The organism is Shewanella sp. YQ_9 (assembly GCF_043103185.1).
Lineage (GTDB): Bacteria > Pseudomonadota > Gammaproteobacteria > Enterobacterales > Shewanellaceae > Shewanella > Shewanella algae.
In genome coordinates this window covers 93354-108222 of the sequence record NZ_JBICJO010000011.1, presented here as the reverse complement: position 1 = coordinate 108222, position 14869 = coordinate 93354, and the positions used below count along the sequence as shown (strand labels likewise).

16 protein-coding genes are annotated in these 14869 nt (G+C 53.8%); 12 read left to right on the top strand and 4 right to left on the bottom strand.

Going from position 1 to position 14869, the window contains the following annotated elements; translation table 11 throughout:
* Positions 1–129: 129 nt before the first annotated feature.
* The 7 genes from ACF8D4_RS03355 (at position 130) to ACF8D4_RS03325 (ending at position 7044) form a co-directional block, all read left to right on the top strand.
* Positions 130–1089 (top strand): TerC family protein, encoded by a 960-nt coding sequence (locus tag ACF8D4_RS03355; protein ID WP_392468321.1) that lies wholly within the window; start codon positions 130–132, stop codon positions 1087–1089.
* Positions 1090–1155: 66 nt separating this feature from the next.
* Complete coding sequence (locus tag ACF8D4_RS03350; protein ID WP_144161668.1) at positions 1156–2460, top strand: pepsin-like aspartic protease; 1305 nt, start codon at positions 1156–1158, stop codon at positions 2458–2460.
* An 8-nt stretch (positions 2461–2468) separates the two neighbouring features.
* Positions 2469–2987: a GNAT family N-acetyltransferase gene (locus ACF8D4_RS03345; RefSeq protein WP_109248039.1), complete on the top strand. Its 519-nt coding sequence runs from the start codon at positions 2469–2471 to the stop codon at positions 2985–2987.
* A gap of 34 nt (positions 2988–3021) precedes the next feature.
* Positions 3022–3834, top strand: a complete 813-nt coding sequence (locus ACF8D4_RS03340) for an SAM-dependent methyltransferase (RefSeq protein WP_044735032.1) — start codon at positions 3022–3024, stop codon at positions 3832–3834.
* Positions 3831–4103: a hypothetical protein gene (locus ACF8D4_RS03335; protein ID WP_028781613.1), complete on the top strand. Its 273-nt coding sequence runs from the start codon at positions 3831–3833 to the stop codon at positions 4101–4103. Before ACF8D4_RS03340 ends, ACF8D4_RS03335 begins: the two co-directional genes overlap by 4 nt.
* The gene (locus ACF8D4_RS03330; protein WP_392468317.1) at positions 4057–5850 is read left to right on the top strand and encodes a diguanylate cyclase; all 1794 of its coding nucleotides are present in this window, start codon (positions 4057–4059) and stop codon (positions 5848–5850) included. Before ACF8D4_RS03335 ends, ACF8D4_RS03330 begins: the two co-directional genes overlap by 47 nt.
* 99 nt (positions 5851–5949) lie before the next feature.
* Entirely contained in the window at positions 5950–7044 is a 1095-nt protein-coding gene (locus tag ACF8D4_RS03325; protein WP_101059411.1) for a calcium:proton antiporter, read from the top strand.
* Here the strand turns inward: ACF8D4_RS03325 and ACF8D4_RS03320 are convergent, their stop codons facing one another.
* Both ACF8D4_RS03320 and ACF8D4_RS03315 read right to left on the bottom strand, forming a co-directional pair.
* Positions 7045–7578 carry a GNAT family N-acetyltransferase gene (locus ACF8D4_RS03320; protein ID WP_338326950.1) on the bottom strand — a complete coding sequence of 178 codons (534 nt, stop codon included), beginning with the start codon at positions 7576–7578 and terminating at the stop codon, positions 7045–7047.
* 13 nt (positions 7579–7591) lie between these two features.
* Positions 7592–8767, bottom strand: a complete 1176-nt coding sequence (locus tag ACF8D4_RS03315; RefSeq protein ID WP_392468313.1) for an acyl-CoA dehydrogenase — start codon at positions 8765–8767, stop codon at positions 7592–7594.
* Positions 8768–8968: 201 nt separating this feature from the next.
* On the opposite strand from ACF8D4_RS03315, the gene ACF8D4_RS03310 reads away from it, so the two are divergent.
* Genes ACF8D4_RS03310 through ACF8D4_RS03295 form a run of 4 tightly spaced genes read left to right on the top strand, consistent with a single transcriptional unit; the run spans position 8969 to position 12277 of the window.
* Positions 8969–9841: a MipA/OmpV family protein gene (locus ACF8D4_RS03310; RefSeq protein ID WP_025011383.1), complete on the top strand. Its 873-nt coding sequence runs from the start codon at positions 8969–8971 to the stop codon at positions 9839–9841.
* Positions 9842–9847: 6 nt separating this feature from the next.
* The gene (locus ACF8D4_RS03305; RefSeq protein ID WP_025011382.1) at positions 9848–10267 is read left to right on the top strand and encodes a DUF3019 domain-containing protein; all 420 of its coding nucleotides are present in this window, start codon (positions 9848–9850) and stop codon (positions 10265–10267) included.
* Positions 10267–10980, top strand: coding sequence for a response regulator (locus ACF8D4_RS03300; RefSeq protein ID WP_025889263.1), 714 nt, complete (start codon positions 10267–10269; stop codon positions 10978–10980). Before ACF8D4_RS03305 ends, ACF8D4_RS03300 begins: the two co-directional genes overlap by 1 nt.
* 19 nt (positions 10981–10999) lie before the next feature.
* The gene (locus ACF8D4_RS03295) at positions 11000–12277 is read left to right on the top strand and encodes an ATP-binding protein (RefSeq protein ID WP_167717054.1); all 1278 of its coding nucleotides are present in this window, start codon (positions 11000–11002) and stop codon (positions 12275–12277) included.
* Here ACF8D4_RS03295 and ACF8D4_RS03290 read toward each other — a convergent pair.
* Complete coding sequence (locus ACF8D4_RS03290) at positions 12264–12575, bottom strand: DUF1289 domain-containing protein (protein ID WP_107110545.1); 312 nt, start codon at positions 12573–12575, stop codon at positions 12264–12266. The genes ACF8D4_RS03295 and ACF8D4_RS03290 overlap by 14 nt on opposite strands.
* A 150-nt stretch (positions 12576–12725) precedes the next feature.
* Here ACF8D4_RS03290 and ACF8D4_RS03285 point away from each other — a divergent pair, with 150 nt between their 5' ends.
* Positions 12726–13253 carry a DUF4136 domain-containing protein gene (locus ACF8D4_RS03285; RefSeq protein WP_025011379.1) on the top strand — a complete coding sequence of 176 codons (528 nt, stop codon included), beginning with the start codon at positions 12726–12728 and terminating at the stop codon, positions 13251–13253.
* Here ACF8D4_RS03285 and ACF8D4_RS03280 read toward each other — a convergent pair.
* Positions 13244–14710 carry an AAA family ATPase gene (locus ACF8D4_RS03280; RefSeq protein ID WP_062793815.1) on the bottom strand — a complete coding sequence of 489 codons (1467 nt, stop codon included), beginning with the start codon at positions 14708–14710 and terminating at the stop codon, positions 13244–13246. The two genes, ACF8D4_RS03285 and ACF8D4_RS03280, sit on opposite strands and share 10 nt — an antisense overlap.
* Positions 14711–14869 lie beyond the last annotated feature (159 nt).

Sequence of the window (14869 nt, the reverse complement as noted above, 5' to 3'; positions counted from 1 at the left end):
CGCACCCGGCAACCGGGCAAAGCCACTGAGCTGTGCTTTGTAAGTGAGACCTTGCCGACAGGCAAGATCCGTGCTCCTTCAGCTGGCCTGCCGTCGGTGGCAGGCTTTGTTGTATTTGGAGATAACGAAATGGGTACCTGGTGGTTGTGGAGCGGATTTCTGGTAATAGTACTGGGGATCCTTTGGATAGATCTTAAGTTTGTCGGCGGTGGTCACAGCCATAAAGTCTCGGTCAAAGAGGCGGGGATCTGGACCCTGGTGTGGATAAGCGTCGCCATGCTGTTCAACTTAGGAGTCTGGTTCTATCTGAAACAGACCGCAGGTCTCGAAGTCGCCAATCAGCAAGGGCTGGAGTTTCTCACCGCCTATCTCATCGAAAAAGCCCTGGCAGTGGACAATGTATTTGTCTGGCTGATGTTGTTTAGCTATTTCGCCATCCCCGCCGAGCTGCAAAGGCGGGTGCTGCTCTACGGAGTGCTGGGCGCCATAGTCATGCGCGCCGCCATGGTATTTGGCGGCACCTGGCTGATTAATCAGTTCCACTGGGTGTTGTATCTATTCGGGGCCTTTTTGCTGTTTACCGGTGCCAAGATGCTGTTTGCCAAGGAAGAGAATGAAACCGATCTCTCCAACAGCAAACTGCTCGGCTGGCTCAGAAAACACCTGAGGGTGGTGAAAAAGCTTCAGGGTGAGCGCTTTGTAGTGCGTCGCCGCGGTATGTTATTTGCCTCCCCCCTGTTACTGGCGCTGATTTTGGTAGAGATCAGCGACATCATCTTCGCGGTGGACAGTATTCCGGCCATCTTCGCGGTCACGACAGATCCCTTTATCGTACTGACCTCCAACATCTTTGCCATCATGGGACTTAGGGCCATGTACTTTCTGTTGGTGGGCGCCGCCGAACGTTTTGTGCTGCTCAAATATGGCCTGGCGCTGATCCTGATGTTTATCGGTACCAAGATGCTTCTGCTGGATATCTATCATCTGCCTATCATGCTGGCACTGGCGGTCATCGCCGCTATCCTGCTGATCAGTGTATTGGGCAGTTTGTGGCTGACTCGGGATAAGGGCAAACAACCACAGGCATAATATCTGTCACTTGTCAGTCGCTCGAAGGGCTTATAATACAACAAAAAATTAACAAACGTTATTCTTATGACCCAGAGAGCGACCCTGGTCAACGGCACTTTGCTGCCACTCAACAACCTGTTGGCAGACGGCGTTTATACCGCTCCTTTCAAACTCGGCAGTGAAGAGTGTGAGGTTAACCTCATCATAGATAGCGGCAGCTCCACCATGGCTGTGCTGCACAGGCGCTATCAGCCTGAACAGGATATGTCACTCAAGCCAACGGCCTTGGCACAGGAGATTTGCTATGGCCAGGGAGGCTGGCTGGGCTCTGTCATTCACACTCAGGTTCAGGCGGCGCAGCTGAAATTAACAGATACGCCACTGGCCTTGGTACACAAGGAAACCCGGCACACATTCCTGGAGGCTGACGGTATCTGGGGACTGGCCTATCACCCCCTCAATCGCAGCTATGATTTGAGCCATTATCTCGCTCTGCAACATCAGCGGCAGAAATACACCTTTCCCTGGCCCTTTGGTGATCAAGCACAAGTGCTTGATCAAAGGCAGCTGCAGCACTTTAAGGCCTTAATCTCGCAGGCACCAGAGCAGGATATTCCCAGTTGCTTTACCCTGATGGAACAACATGGTCTGTGCGCCAACAGGTTTGCCCTACTCTGTCATAGATCCAGTATTCACCATGCCTGTGCCGAAACAAGGCAAGCAAGCTTAAAAGACGACAGTCTCAATCAAGGAATACTGATACTCGGCGGCGGCGAAGAGCAGACCCATCTCTACGATGGCCAATTTATCGATATCAAGGTCGTCCATGACCGCTACTATAACCTCAATCTCAAAGCCGTCGGCTGGCACGGTGAGGATGCCATTCCTCTTCCTCCCACCGACAGCAAGCTGGAACAGAGAGGGTCGAGTAACGCCATTCTGGACTCGGGCGCTTCCCTCATCTGCCTGCCCGAGAGTCTGTTCAAGCGCTTGCTGCAGAGTCTTTACCGTCTTCACCCTGACGCTGCCTCTGTGCTGGAGCCCTTTATCCATGAGCTTTCCAAGGTGCAGCAAATGCTGGCAGAAGGTATCCCCTGCAACCAACTCAAGCTTGAGCAATGGCCGGAGCTGTTGTTTTACCTCGAAGGAGAAAAGGGGGAGACCTGCATACTCACCTGCCCGGCTGACTGTTATTGGCAAACAAATGCCCCCAAGCATGGCCATGCCGTATTCAAACTCATGGGACAACTGCCCCATTGGCCGGCCCAGAGCATTCTGGGGCTTCCGCTGTTCAATCCCTACTATGTAGTGTTCCGTCGCGATCTGGGAGCGAGCGGCACGGTTCGCTTTGCCCGTAAGAAAAATGTTTCCAAGCCGGCAGTCCCCTAAGGAGAGTCATGAACAGATTGACCAGTCCAAGACTGCTGTTAACGCCTCTGAAAGCAGAGGATAAAGGCTTGTTCACCGGCCTTTATCGCGATCCTCAAGTCATGTCTTTTATCGCAACTGAGCTCAGTGAAACAGAGGCCGAAAGACGATTTACCCATACCCTGACAGCCAACAACAAGTTGCTGCCCCGAACATATTGTTGGTGTATCAAAACCCGCAGGCAGCTCCCGATAGGCATACTGGGCCTCAGCCGATACGGACGAGTGGGCGAAATAGGCATTTTGTTGCGCCCACAGGCTCAGGGACAAGGTTATGCCAAGGAGCTACTGCACCTGATGCAGCAGCGACTCTCAAGCGAAGCGACCCTCGATGAGCTGCTGCTTCGTACTCATAAAAAGAACGAACCGATGAAAAAAGTCGCCTTGGCTATGGGGTTTAAGCCAGTCATGGCCGAGCCTGAGCACTCCCGCTTGATGTCATTTCTGTGGCAGACCAGCAATAGCGCTTTAAAAAATAATAAACATTGATAACATTAGAAAAACAATTAAAGAGGCCAAATCAATGCAAGGCTCTATCACCTGTGTCGGCGTCGGTATGATGCTGGGGGCTCACCTGAGTCCAGTCAGCCTTAGTCATATTGAGCAGGCCGATATAGTGTTTTGTGGAGTATCCGACCCTCTGGTCGAACTCTGGCTTAAGGAACTCAATGCCAATGTCCGCTCGCTACAGCCTTGCTATGCTCACGGAAAATCCCGCCATCTCAGCTATCGGGAGATGGTCGATACCATGCTAAGTGAAGTTCGTTTGGGTAAAAAAGTGGTCGGTGCCTTCTATGGACATCCCGGCGTGTTTGCCAAAGCGCCTCACCAGGCAGTGACCATTGCCAGGAATGAAGGCTTTGAGGCGCAGATGCTGCCAGGCATATCCGCTGCCGATTGCCTCTATGCCGACCTTGGCATAGATCCCGGTCAAAATGGTTGCCAGCACTTTGAAGCAACCCAATTCATGCTCTACCACAGGCGAGTCGATCCAACTGCCACTCTGATCCTGTGGCAGATAGGCCTGGCAGGCGATCTCGACATGGGGCTGACAATCACAGACGCCAAGAATCGGCAACTCTTGTTGGAAGAACTCTATCGGCTCTACAGTCCAGAGCACTCCTGCTGGCTTTATGAAGCCGCCACCACGGCGCTGGCCTCACCCAGAAGAGAAGCCATAAAACTGCGCGAGCTTGTAGAGGCCACTTTGGCGCTCCATACCACTTTGGTGATCCCTCCTGCTGCAAAACCCGAACCTAACTTAGAAATGCGAGCACGCCTTGCGGCATTGGGTAGCAAGGCGCCCTTGTATCATCAACCCGAGGAGAGTGTATGAGTAAAGTGATTAACCTGCTAGCCCGACTGGGCGCCGACCCGAGCCTGCAAGCCCCGGAGGCGCTGGATAAAGCCCTGACTGAAGCCGGGGTATCCGCCGAAATAGCCACGGCCATCAAAGATAAAGATCTGCTGCAGTTGAAGGCCGAGCTGGATCTTTGCCCGGACGTATTCTGTATATTTTTCCCGGCCGAAGATGAACCGGAAAAAGACGAGCAGGAAGATGACGAAGAGAATCAAGCTTCACAGCTACAAGCTGTGGCCAGCTAGACAGCACCTGAGGCTCAGCGGCAGGCGGCTCATTTGCGCCCTGCTGTGCCTGATAGCAAGCACTGCGGCCCAAGGCTCGGACGAACTCGGAGAAGCGCTGCAACGCAGCGACGAAATCCGCTCGAGTTCGCCCGGGCAGTTCAGCGCCATGCTCAGAAAGCTGGAGCTGCGCCGTACCGATATGTCTGCTGCCGAGCAGGACTACCTGTCTTACCTGCTCGCCTACGAGCACTCCTTCAACGGCCGCTTGGAAAAAGCCCGCAGTATCTATCAGGAGCTGGTGCAATCTAGCGCTGTGCTCGAAATCCGCTTTCGGGCGCTGACCTCTTTGGTCAATACCAATGCCATCAAGCGCGAGTGGAGCCAAGGTGCCGAAAACCTGCGACAAACCCTGCAACTCTTGCCACAAATCAAGGACGACGGCTTCTATGTTCATGGTCTGGCGGTAGCTGCGGTTTTCTACAACCTTCTGGGGCAGTATCAACAAGGGCTGCACTTTGCCACCAGGCTCAGGGAAAAGGGCCACAATGATGGTCGCAGCCTCTGTTTTGCCGACCAACTCAGCCTGCAGGCGCTGTTTGGCTTGAAGCGTATTGAAGCCACTGACAGAGCTTTTGCCCAAGCCTTGAATATCTGCCGGGAAGCCAATGAACCCGTGGGCGCCAGCGCTATACTCAGTTACCAGGCAGAGCTGTATATCAATGAGGGCAAACCACAGCAGGCGCTGGAGCTTTTGTTACATCAGCTTCCCCAAATGGAGTCGACTCGCTATGCCCCTATGATTGCCAGCTATTATTCGCTGCTTGCCGAAGCTTATTGGCGCACAGATGAACCAGAACTCGCCAAAGAGTTTGCCATCCAAGCCGTGGCAGGCGGTGCCGAAGCCGGCAAGGGCGACCCCAGTATCCGAGCCTTTCGGGTGCTGTATCAGTATTACTGGCAAAGCGGCGACCTTGATGCGGCGTTGGATGCCTATATACAGTATTCCGAAGCCGATAAAGCCTTTCTCGACGAGATCAGAGCCAAGACCCTGGCATTCCAGTTGGCGGAACACCAAAGCGTGGAGCAAAAAAACCGTATCGCACTGCTGGATGAACAGAACAAGCTGCTCAAGGTCAAACAACAGTTGGCCGAGACAGAGTCCCACAACCACAAGCTGCTGATAGCGGCACTTTTCTGTGTCATCACTTTGCTGCTTACATGGGGATACCAATCCTGGAAAACCCAGAAACGGTTACGGGAGCTGGCCGAGTTTGATTGCCTCACCGGGATTTTCAGCCGCGGGCATTTCACTCAGGTCGGGCTCAGCGCGCTGGAATACTGCAAGCTGCAGCAACTGCCGGTGAGTTGCATCATGCTGGATTTGGATAATTTCAAACGTATCAACGACACCAAAGGTCACAAGACCGGAGACTGGGCGCTGAGGGAAGTGGCCCGTATCGCCCGAAACCTATGTAACGGCAAGGAAATACTAGGGCGCATTGGTGGCGAAGAGTTTTGCTTGTTGATGCCTGAGACCCGTATCGACAAGGCGATAGCCTTTGCCGAAATTCTGCGGGAATTATTGGAGCAGGTCGATACCTCGGATTCGGGCCACAGCTTTACCTTGACCGCCAGCTTTGGGGTCTCTGAAGCTGCAATTTCGGGCTATCAGTTGGAGGCGCTCTTGGCAGATACCGACAAGGCCATGTACCAGGCCAAGAAAAATGGTCGCAACCAGGTGTGCAGTGCTGCCGATATCCCCTGAATTCGGGTGGAAAAAACAGGGCAAAACAGCATATTGGTGTTTTTTTTGACACCAATGCCAAAGTATAATGCGGCTTTATAGCGACGATGGAAACCTGCCATGCTGGCTTTTATCAAAGAAGAAATATCACTGCTTATCGCCTTGATTACCTTGTTATTCTTTAAGACAGGTGGCGCTGAGTATCTGGCGGACGGAACTCCGCTCGCCGTTTATATCCCGCTGTCGATATTGCTGCTTGTGGTAGTGATCTGGACCATTTTCGGAGTCGTGCGCCATTCAGATATTCTGGCTATTCGACTGGGCGATCCCTATGGCACCCTGATCCTCACCCTGTCGGTGATCTCATTGGAAGTGGTGATGATCTCCTCTGTGATGCTGACAGGTGACTCCAACCCAACCCTGGCCCGAGACACCATGTTTGCCGTGGTGATGATCATCTCTACCGGCCTGGTGGGGCTGACGCTGCTGCTGGGCGGTTGGCGTTATCATACCCAGCAATTCAATCTCGATGGGGTAAAATCCTACCTGGTCGCCATTATCCCGCTGGCCCTGGTGTGTCTGGTGCTGCCCAATTTTACCGAAGGCGGCAGCATAGGCGGCCTATCGGTTTCCATGTCCTGGATGCTTGGCTTGGTGTCGATAATGCTCTACGGCATCTTCCTGGTGATCCAAACCAAGAGCCATAGCCACTTTTTTGTTGATGCCGACCACCTGGATGATGAGCACCATCATCATGCCTCCAGCCACTCCAACCTCTACCACGGAGTGCTGTTGCTCATCTGCCTGGTAACCGTAATGCTGCTGGCCAAGACCCTGGCCATGCCCATCAACTACAGCATTACCACTCTGGGCGCACCGGCGAGCCTGGGTGGCTTCCTGGTAGCCTGTATTATTCTGGCGCCGGAAGCCGTAGGGGCCATAAAAGCCGCGCTCAATAATCAGTTGCAAAGAGCGATGAATCTCTATTTTGGTTCTGTGCTGGCCACCATAGCCCTGACCGTACCTGCCGTACTTCTGGTGGGCAGTATTGCCGGTGAAGAGGTCAGGCTGGGGCTCAGTCCCGCAGATATGGTACTGCTGGTGACCACGCTGATGGTTTGTAAGGTGAGTTTCAGCAGTGGCCGCACCCATGCACTGCACGGGGCGACTCACTTGGTGTTGTTTGTGGTCTATCTGTTCTTGATGTTTGAATAATCATTCGCGGATGTTGGCCATGAAAAACACATCCACATATTCGCCATCACGGAAGGCATAGTCCCGCGCCTCGCCCTCAATCACAAAGCCATGGCGTTTGTAGAGCGCTATGGCGGCGTGATTGTCGGTATAAACCGTCAGCTCAAGGCGTCTCACCGCCAACCAGTTATGGGCCAAATCCACCGCGGCTGCCAACAGCGTAGAACCCACGCCGATACCGCGGCACTCTTCACTCACCGCCATCCCCAGATCGGCCACATGCTTACGTCTGGGGTTGGTTTGTACCTGTAAGGAGAGCTGACCGGCCACCTCCCCTTGCCACTCTGCGACCAGTGAATAATAACCATCCGGCAGTTCGCCCAGGCGCTTATACCACTTCTCGAGTGACGGAAAAGGCTGCTGCAAGGTGCCGGCATAACAGCTGGGCTGAGTAAATAGCGCCCGTATTGCCGGAATATCCGCGTGCTCGCTGTGGCGCACCACCACCTCTTGTTGTGACTGACTCACCTTGGGTTCAAACTCTGTTACCTGCACTCTGTTGTTCTCCTTAACTAAAAGCCGCCAAGCCTGTCTGGGCCCGTCCCAGGATCAAGGCATGAATATCATGGGTCCCCTCATAGGTATTGACCGCTTCCAGGTTCATCAGATGCCGGATGACATGAAACTCGTCACTGATACCATTACCACCGTGAATGTCCCTGGCCTGGCGAGCGATTTCGAGCGCCTTGCCGCAGGAGTTACGCTTGATTAACGAGATGGCCTCGATAGCCAAACTGTCCTGATCCAGCAAGCGACCGGCCTGCAAGCAGGCAAACAGCGCCGTGGTGATCTCTGTCTGCATGTCCACCAGCTTTTTCTGGATCAGCTGATTGGCCGCCAGTGGCCTGCCGAACTGGACTCGGTCCAGACTGTATTGCCGCGCGGCATGCCAGCAAAACTCGGCCGCGCCCAAGGCGCCCCAGGCGATGCCGTATCTGGCCTTGTTGAGACAGCCAAAGGGCCCCTTGAGCCCCTCGACATTGGGAAGCAGAGCATCGACACCCACTTCAACCCCGTCCAGCACGATTTCGCCGGTTATCGAGGCCCTGAGAGAGAACTTGCCCTCTATCTTGGGCGCCGACAGCCCAGGGGTGCCCTTTTCCACTAAAAAGCCACGAATGACCCCATCAAGCTTGGCCCAAACCAGGAAGAGATCGGCAATCGGTGAATTGGTGATCCACATCTTGTTGCCATAGAGCCGATACCCTCCCGGTATGGCTTCGGCGCGAGTCTTCATGCCGCCGGGATCTGAACCTACATCCGGCTCGGTCAGGCCAAAACAGCCAATCAGCTCACCCCGTGCCAGCCTTGGCAGGTATTTCTGTTTCTGCTCTTCACTGCCGTAGGCAAAAATCGGATGCATCACCAAAGAGGACTGCACACTCATGGCCGAACGATAACCACTGTCGACCCGCTCTATCTCCCGGGCAATTAGGCCATAGCTGACATAGTTGACCCCGGCGCCGCCATATTCAGTCGGCAGAGTCGCCCCGAGTAACCCCAGAGCACCGAGCTCTGTCATGATCTCGGGATCAAAGTATTGCTCGCGATTTGCCTGCAGGATCCTGGGTTGCAACTTGCTTTGGGCATATTCATGCACAGTGTCACGGATCATCCTTTCTTCCGGCTGCAACAGACTGTCAAACTGCAAGGGATCTTGCCAATCGAAGGGATTACGGGCCATAGCTTTGTCCTTTTTTTCAGCTGATTTTCATCATGCTACCTCAGTCCCGGATGTCTGCCCAGAGCTGAAACCTCTGCCAAACAAAGATTACGTCTGTATCAAATTGCAACCTTTATGAAAGAAATCTCTGAATTTGCGCCGGACAAATGCTAATCTTCTGCACAATCTTGGTCATAGTTATTACTGATATTTCCGGTATTCATGTCTGTACGGCTCTGTTTATTCATTATCAGCCTCTTTTCTCTCAGCGCCTGGGCCCATCCCTATTGCGAGGAGAGAGAGTGCATACCTGTTGGTGAATGGGATCTTGGACTGGCTTTGGGTTACGGCCAAAAGAGCAACCCCTTGCGCCATCAGGACGATATTCCCCTCTATGTGATCCCCAGTATTGCCTACTATGGTGAGAACTGGTTTTTTGACAACGGTAATCTGGGACTGACCCTGGCGGAGTCGGAAAACTACACCATCAACCTGGTGACGGCTTACAGCAGAGAGCGGGCTTTTTTCTACCGCTGGGATCCCAGCAATGTGTTTACCTTCAGTGGCGGATCTCAAGTCTCCATTACTCCGGAGAGCCGCGCCGCGCCGGTAATGTTAATGCAAAGCAGTGAACCACCAAAAGTTTTTAACGAATTAGAGGACAGGCACTTTACATTTCTTGGCGGAGCCGAGGCTTTTATTTACACTCGATACGGTATACTGAATCTTTCGCTTACACATGATATGTTCAATGTTCACCGGGGCACTGAAGCCAAAGCCAGATGGTTATATCATCTGACATTGGAACGCTGGAAACTGGAGTTTGCCCTGAACATAGAATGGAAGAGTAAAGAAATAGTCGACTATTACTTTGGCGTAAGACCAAGCGAGAATGCCTATTGGAGTCAGGCGTACCAGGGGAGTTCAGGCTTTAACCGCGGACTGGAGTTTACCGGTCGCTATAGCCTCAACGAGGACTGGGATCTTGTATTAGGACTGCGTTATACCCAACTTGCCGATGAAATAGCCAAGAGCCCTCTGCTGGATGAAGATGATGTCAGAGCTTTTTTCATTGGTGCTGCCTATAGGTTTTAAAACAAGGTGCGCTTAGCAAAAGGCTGGTGTTGGCTGTTCCCGCTGCTGATGTTGTCAATGATATTTGCAGCCAAGGTACAGGCCGAACCAGATAATAATAATCAAGAAGCCAAGCTGGCTATCACACCACAGCTCTGTATTCTCAAGAGTGAAGAGGACACCTGTTCGCTTGACGTCAGTTTAAGCTGGAGTAATACAAACGGTGCGGTTTGTATCCTTTCTGATTACGAAGGGTTACAACGTTGGTGCAGTGAAACTGAAGATGTGCACAGCCTCACATTCCGACTCACAACCAGTGAGGACATTCACTTTGTCATGGTAGATAAAGACACATGGCAAACCTTAGCCGGCGTTTACTTTAGAACTACGCCCGTGTCTGACACCAGCGTCAGGCGAAGATATCGTAACCCTTGGAGTTTATTCTGATGACCTCAGCGCAATCGACTCACCGAGTTTTATTGGTGGAAGACGACATTCGTCTTGCCAACCTTATTGTGGATTATCTCAAGTCCCATGGCATGCATGTAGAAGTTGAGCGCCGCGGTGACACAGTACTGACCAGACTGCTTAACTACAAACCGGACATTATCCTGTTGGACATCATGCTGCCGGGGATGGATGGACTGACATTATGTGAAAAGCTGCCGGATTACTTTGCCGGCCCTATCCTGCTGATGAGCGCACTTGGCTCCAATGAAGATCAAATCAAGGGCCTGGAACTGGGCGCAGATGACTATGTGGTTAAACCGGTTGACCCGGCACTCCTGGTCGCGCGGATCAACAATCTGCTGAGACGTCATACCAAGCCACCTATGGCAGAATCCCATTGCCTGAGCTTTGGCAAGCTGAGCATAGATCCTCACACTCAGGCTATCCGTTTGGGCGAGAAAGAGGTCGATCTCACCAGTCACGAATTTGAACTCCTGTGGCTGCTGGCATCCCAGGCCGGCCAGGTGCTTAGCCGCCAGTATATCTACCAATGCCTGCTGAATATCGATTTCGACGGTAAGGATCGCAAGATAGACGTGCGCATTTCCCGCCTGCGCAAGAAGCTGGGCGATAACATAGAAACACCGTTCAGGATCAAGACGGTCTGGGGCCAGGGATATCTATTTGCTCCCGAGGCCTGGAACAGCTGATCCTCTTTTAGGTTACCGCGTGAAACGCCTCTTCATCAGTTTGTACCTGCTGATCAGCCTGAGTTTTCTCGGGCTGGGATGGACCCTCGACGCCCTCTGGCAGCAACACGATGACGAGGCGGAACTGTTGGCCGATGCGCCTTTGATGGCGATGGCGGCCATGCTGAAGCCCATGCCCCCAGAGCAGCGGCAACAGGCGATTGCCGCCGCCAATGTCAATGCCACTTACCCGCTGCGTCTGTTCAGTGCCGACAAGATCACCCTGGCCGACGATGGCGAGTTGGCTCCCGGTGAAGTCTTCACCACCCTGACCAACTCTGGCAAGCAGATGCAGTTTATCCGTCTGGATCAACAGGTGCTGATGACAGGCCCAATAGATACAGACCCCAGAGCCAGTCTGCGCGGCCTGTTCACTTTGTTCTTCTATCTATCTCTGGCCGGGGTTGCCCTGGTTTGGGTCTGGCCGCTGTCACGGGATCTCAAAGTGCTGAAACAAGCCACCCAGGCACTTGGTCAGGCCAAATGGGATACCCGTATCAAGCTGTCACCCCGCTCTCAGGTAAAACCCCTGGCGCACACCTTCAATGAGATGGCGCGACATATCGGTGCTCTTATCGACAACCAGCGCCACCTGGCCAATGCTGTCTCCCACGAGATCCGCACGCCGCTGGCCAGGCTCAAGTTTGCCCTGGCGCTGATCCCCAACTATTGCCGTGAAGGCGCCGATGAAGCGGCCAGAGCCGACTTTATTGCCGGCATGACAGAAGATGTCAAAGAGATGGAATCCTTGCTGCAGGAGATGCTCACCTACGCCAGCCTTGAGTCGGCCCAAACAGGGCTGAGACAGGAGAGCTGCGATCTCACCGCCCTCTGCCGCCAAGTGATAGACAGACTGCAGAGCCTGAGCCCGATTCCGATAACCCTGGATAGCTCAGTCGCCAAACTGCCCTTCACCTGTGAACCGGCCTTGATTGAAAGAGCGCTGCAAAACCTGCTCACCAACGCCCAGCGCTTTGCCGAAAGCCAAATTCTGGTGACTCTGAATGAGGAAAAAGACAGGGTAACTATCGAGGTTAAAGACGATGGTGAAGGGATCCCAGAAGAGGAACAGCACAAGATTTTCGAGCCCTTTGTCCGCAGCGATACCTCACGCAACAGCAATAAAGGCTTTGGGTTGGGGCTGGCAATTATCAAGCGCATAGTCGAGCGCCATCACGGCGAAATCCTGCTGTTCAGCCGCCCCGGGGAAACCCGTTTTTGCATCGGCCTGCCCAAGCGGGAATTCAATCGAGACTGAAATCGCTGAAGTCCAGAGGCTCGTCTTCGTCGCCTTGGGCATCAAAGTCCAGGCTGTGATTCAATTGCAGCTCTTCCTCCTTGAGCTGTTCCCTGCGCGCCTTTATCTGCGCCAGTTGCCAGCGCCTTTTGCGCGCCTTGCACAGGCGAATGACATCCAACTTACGGGCATCAGAAAAGTTGAGCCAATCGAACCTCTCTTCGCGGTTCCGAAAACAACCTTTGCAATAGCCCTTGGCATCTGTCTGGCAGACACCGATACAAGGGCTGGGGATATCAAAAAAGACCAGTTGTTCCATAGGGGCGTAAATGCAGGCTCTCTCTGACGGCTGAACCTTAGGTATATCATCTCATTCTTAAAAAGGCGATTTTTTATCCACTTCTTGCAACGACGGCTGCTTTGGCACAAAGTCACAGGGTAAGGTATATCCCTTCACGGAGGACAAGCGATGAAATTCAGGACACTCTTGCTGCTGTTACCCCTGCTGCTGACAGCCTGCGCCCAGCAGCCGAAACAAGACTACGACCCAGGATACAGCTTCGCCAAGCTACAAAAGTTCACCCCCCTGCCGATTTCCAGCAGTGATGATCCCCTGAGCGCCGAGCGGATCAATCAGGCGATTGTCGACACGCTGAAAAGCAAACAATTTATCGAAGTCACCGAGTCGGCGGACTTCAAGGTTTCCTTTGCCTTTCGCACAACAGATAAGCCGAAAGACAAGGGCCTCTCCATCGGCCTTGGCAGCGGCACCTGGGGATCTGGCGGTGGCATAGGCGTGGGCACCAGTGTGGGTGTACCTCTGGGAGCCGATGCCAAACTCCAGACCATACAAATCGATATCATAGAGGCCACCAGCAACCGCCTCATCTGGCGCGGCAGCGATCAGTTCAGCTTCAGCGATGGCGGCGAAGGTAAGGCTCAGGCAACCCGGGAAACCGTGATGCGGATCCTGAGCCAGTTTCCGCCTCAACCGTGAGCCATCACAGTGCGGCCGTTGGCCCATTGACGCAGGGCATTGAGCTTTTCGGCCATCACCACAGATAAGGGGCGGGTCCGACTCAGGGCATCGAGCAGCCAGGCCTGATTGGCCTCCTGCCCCGCTGCCCTCGCAGCATAACGGGCAGAAATAACCGCCTGCTCTATCTCGGCGCCGGAGAAACCTTCACTGGCGCTTGCCAGACTCGCCAATTCCAGCGCGGCCGGATCGATATTGCGCTTGCGGCAGTGGATGCGGAAGATCTCCTCCCGGGTGGAGCTGTCCGGCAGGTCGACAAAAAAGATCTCATCCAGGCGTCCCTTACGCAGCAGCTCGGGGGGCAACGCGCTGATATCGTTGGCAGTCGCCACCATAAAGACTTCGGACTTGCGCTCTGCCATCCAGGTCAGCAGGGTGCCGAGGATCCGCTTTGAGGTGCCTTCATCGCTGTTACTGCTGCCCAGCCCTTTTTCAATTTCATCTATCCAGAGTACGCAGGGCGCCATCAATTCGGCCATCTCCAGCGCTTTCTTGAGGTTGCGCTCCGTCTCGCCTATGTACTTATTGTAGAGTCCGGCCATATCCAGGCGCAGTAAAGGCCGCTGCCAGATCCCGGCCACCGCCTTGGCCGCCAGGCTCTTGCCGCTACCCTGCACCCCGAGCAGCATCACGCCCTTGGGCGTATCGAACGATTGCGCATCGCTGCCAAGGCGCCTGTGGTTCAGCCACTCCTTGAGTCTGGAAAGCCCGGCAACATCGGCAAAGTCACAAGTGTCGTATTCAAATTGCAGCACACCTTCCATATCCAAAAGCTCAAACTTGGCCTTGTTGACCACGGGAATATCCGAGTGACACAAGGCACCATCATCCCAGATGGCCTTACGGGCAAGACGTCGTGCATCGGCATGGCTCAGACCACGAAGATTACCGGCAAGCAGTGGGATCACGGCTTCATCGAGACGATTCAATACCCCTTTGGCTCGGGCCAGGCGCGCTTCCTCTATAATGAGGTTTTCCAACTGGGCCTGCCCTGGCATGGAGAGGGAGAAATGAGCGCAGTATCGGCTCAGTTCAGGGGGCACATCAAAGGCGTGGCTGACCATCACCAGGGTGTGCTGCAAGGTTTCGTGCTCAAGGGCAATCTCCTTGATCATTCTCACGTTACGCGGCGCATCGACCACATAGGGGTGAAAGTCACAGAGCACATAGATCCCCTGTTGCTGGCTGGCCTTGATGTGCGCCAGAATATCGGTCGGTTCGGCATTGAATTTCTGCACCCCGACTTCCCTGTCCAGCCGCTTGAGCCCCTGGGTAACACTCCAGCCATACAGGGGCCGCATCAGCACACCGGCCACTCGTTTGAGCAGCTCCAGTACCCTGGGCTCCTCATACGTTTCAATTATCACCAAGGGCGTACCGCCCCTGAGCACCCCGGTTAAGTCTTTGACATCCTGCATTCTGGCTTCCCGCACGATAATAGCGGACTTAAGAATAACAAAGTTTCAACATCCGCCACAGCAGCGCAAGCAGTGATCCAGCGCACAATTTATCAAGCCTTCCGCCCAAGCCGATTGCCAAAGGGTAAACTAGCAAAAAAATCCGCTGCCACAGGCAGC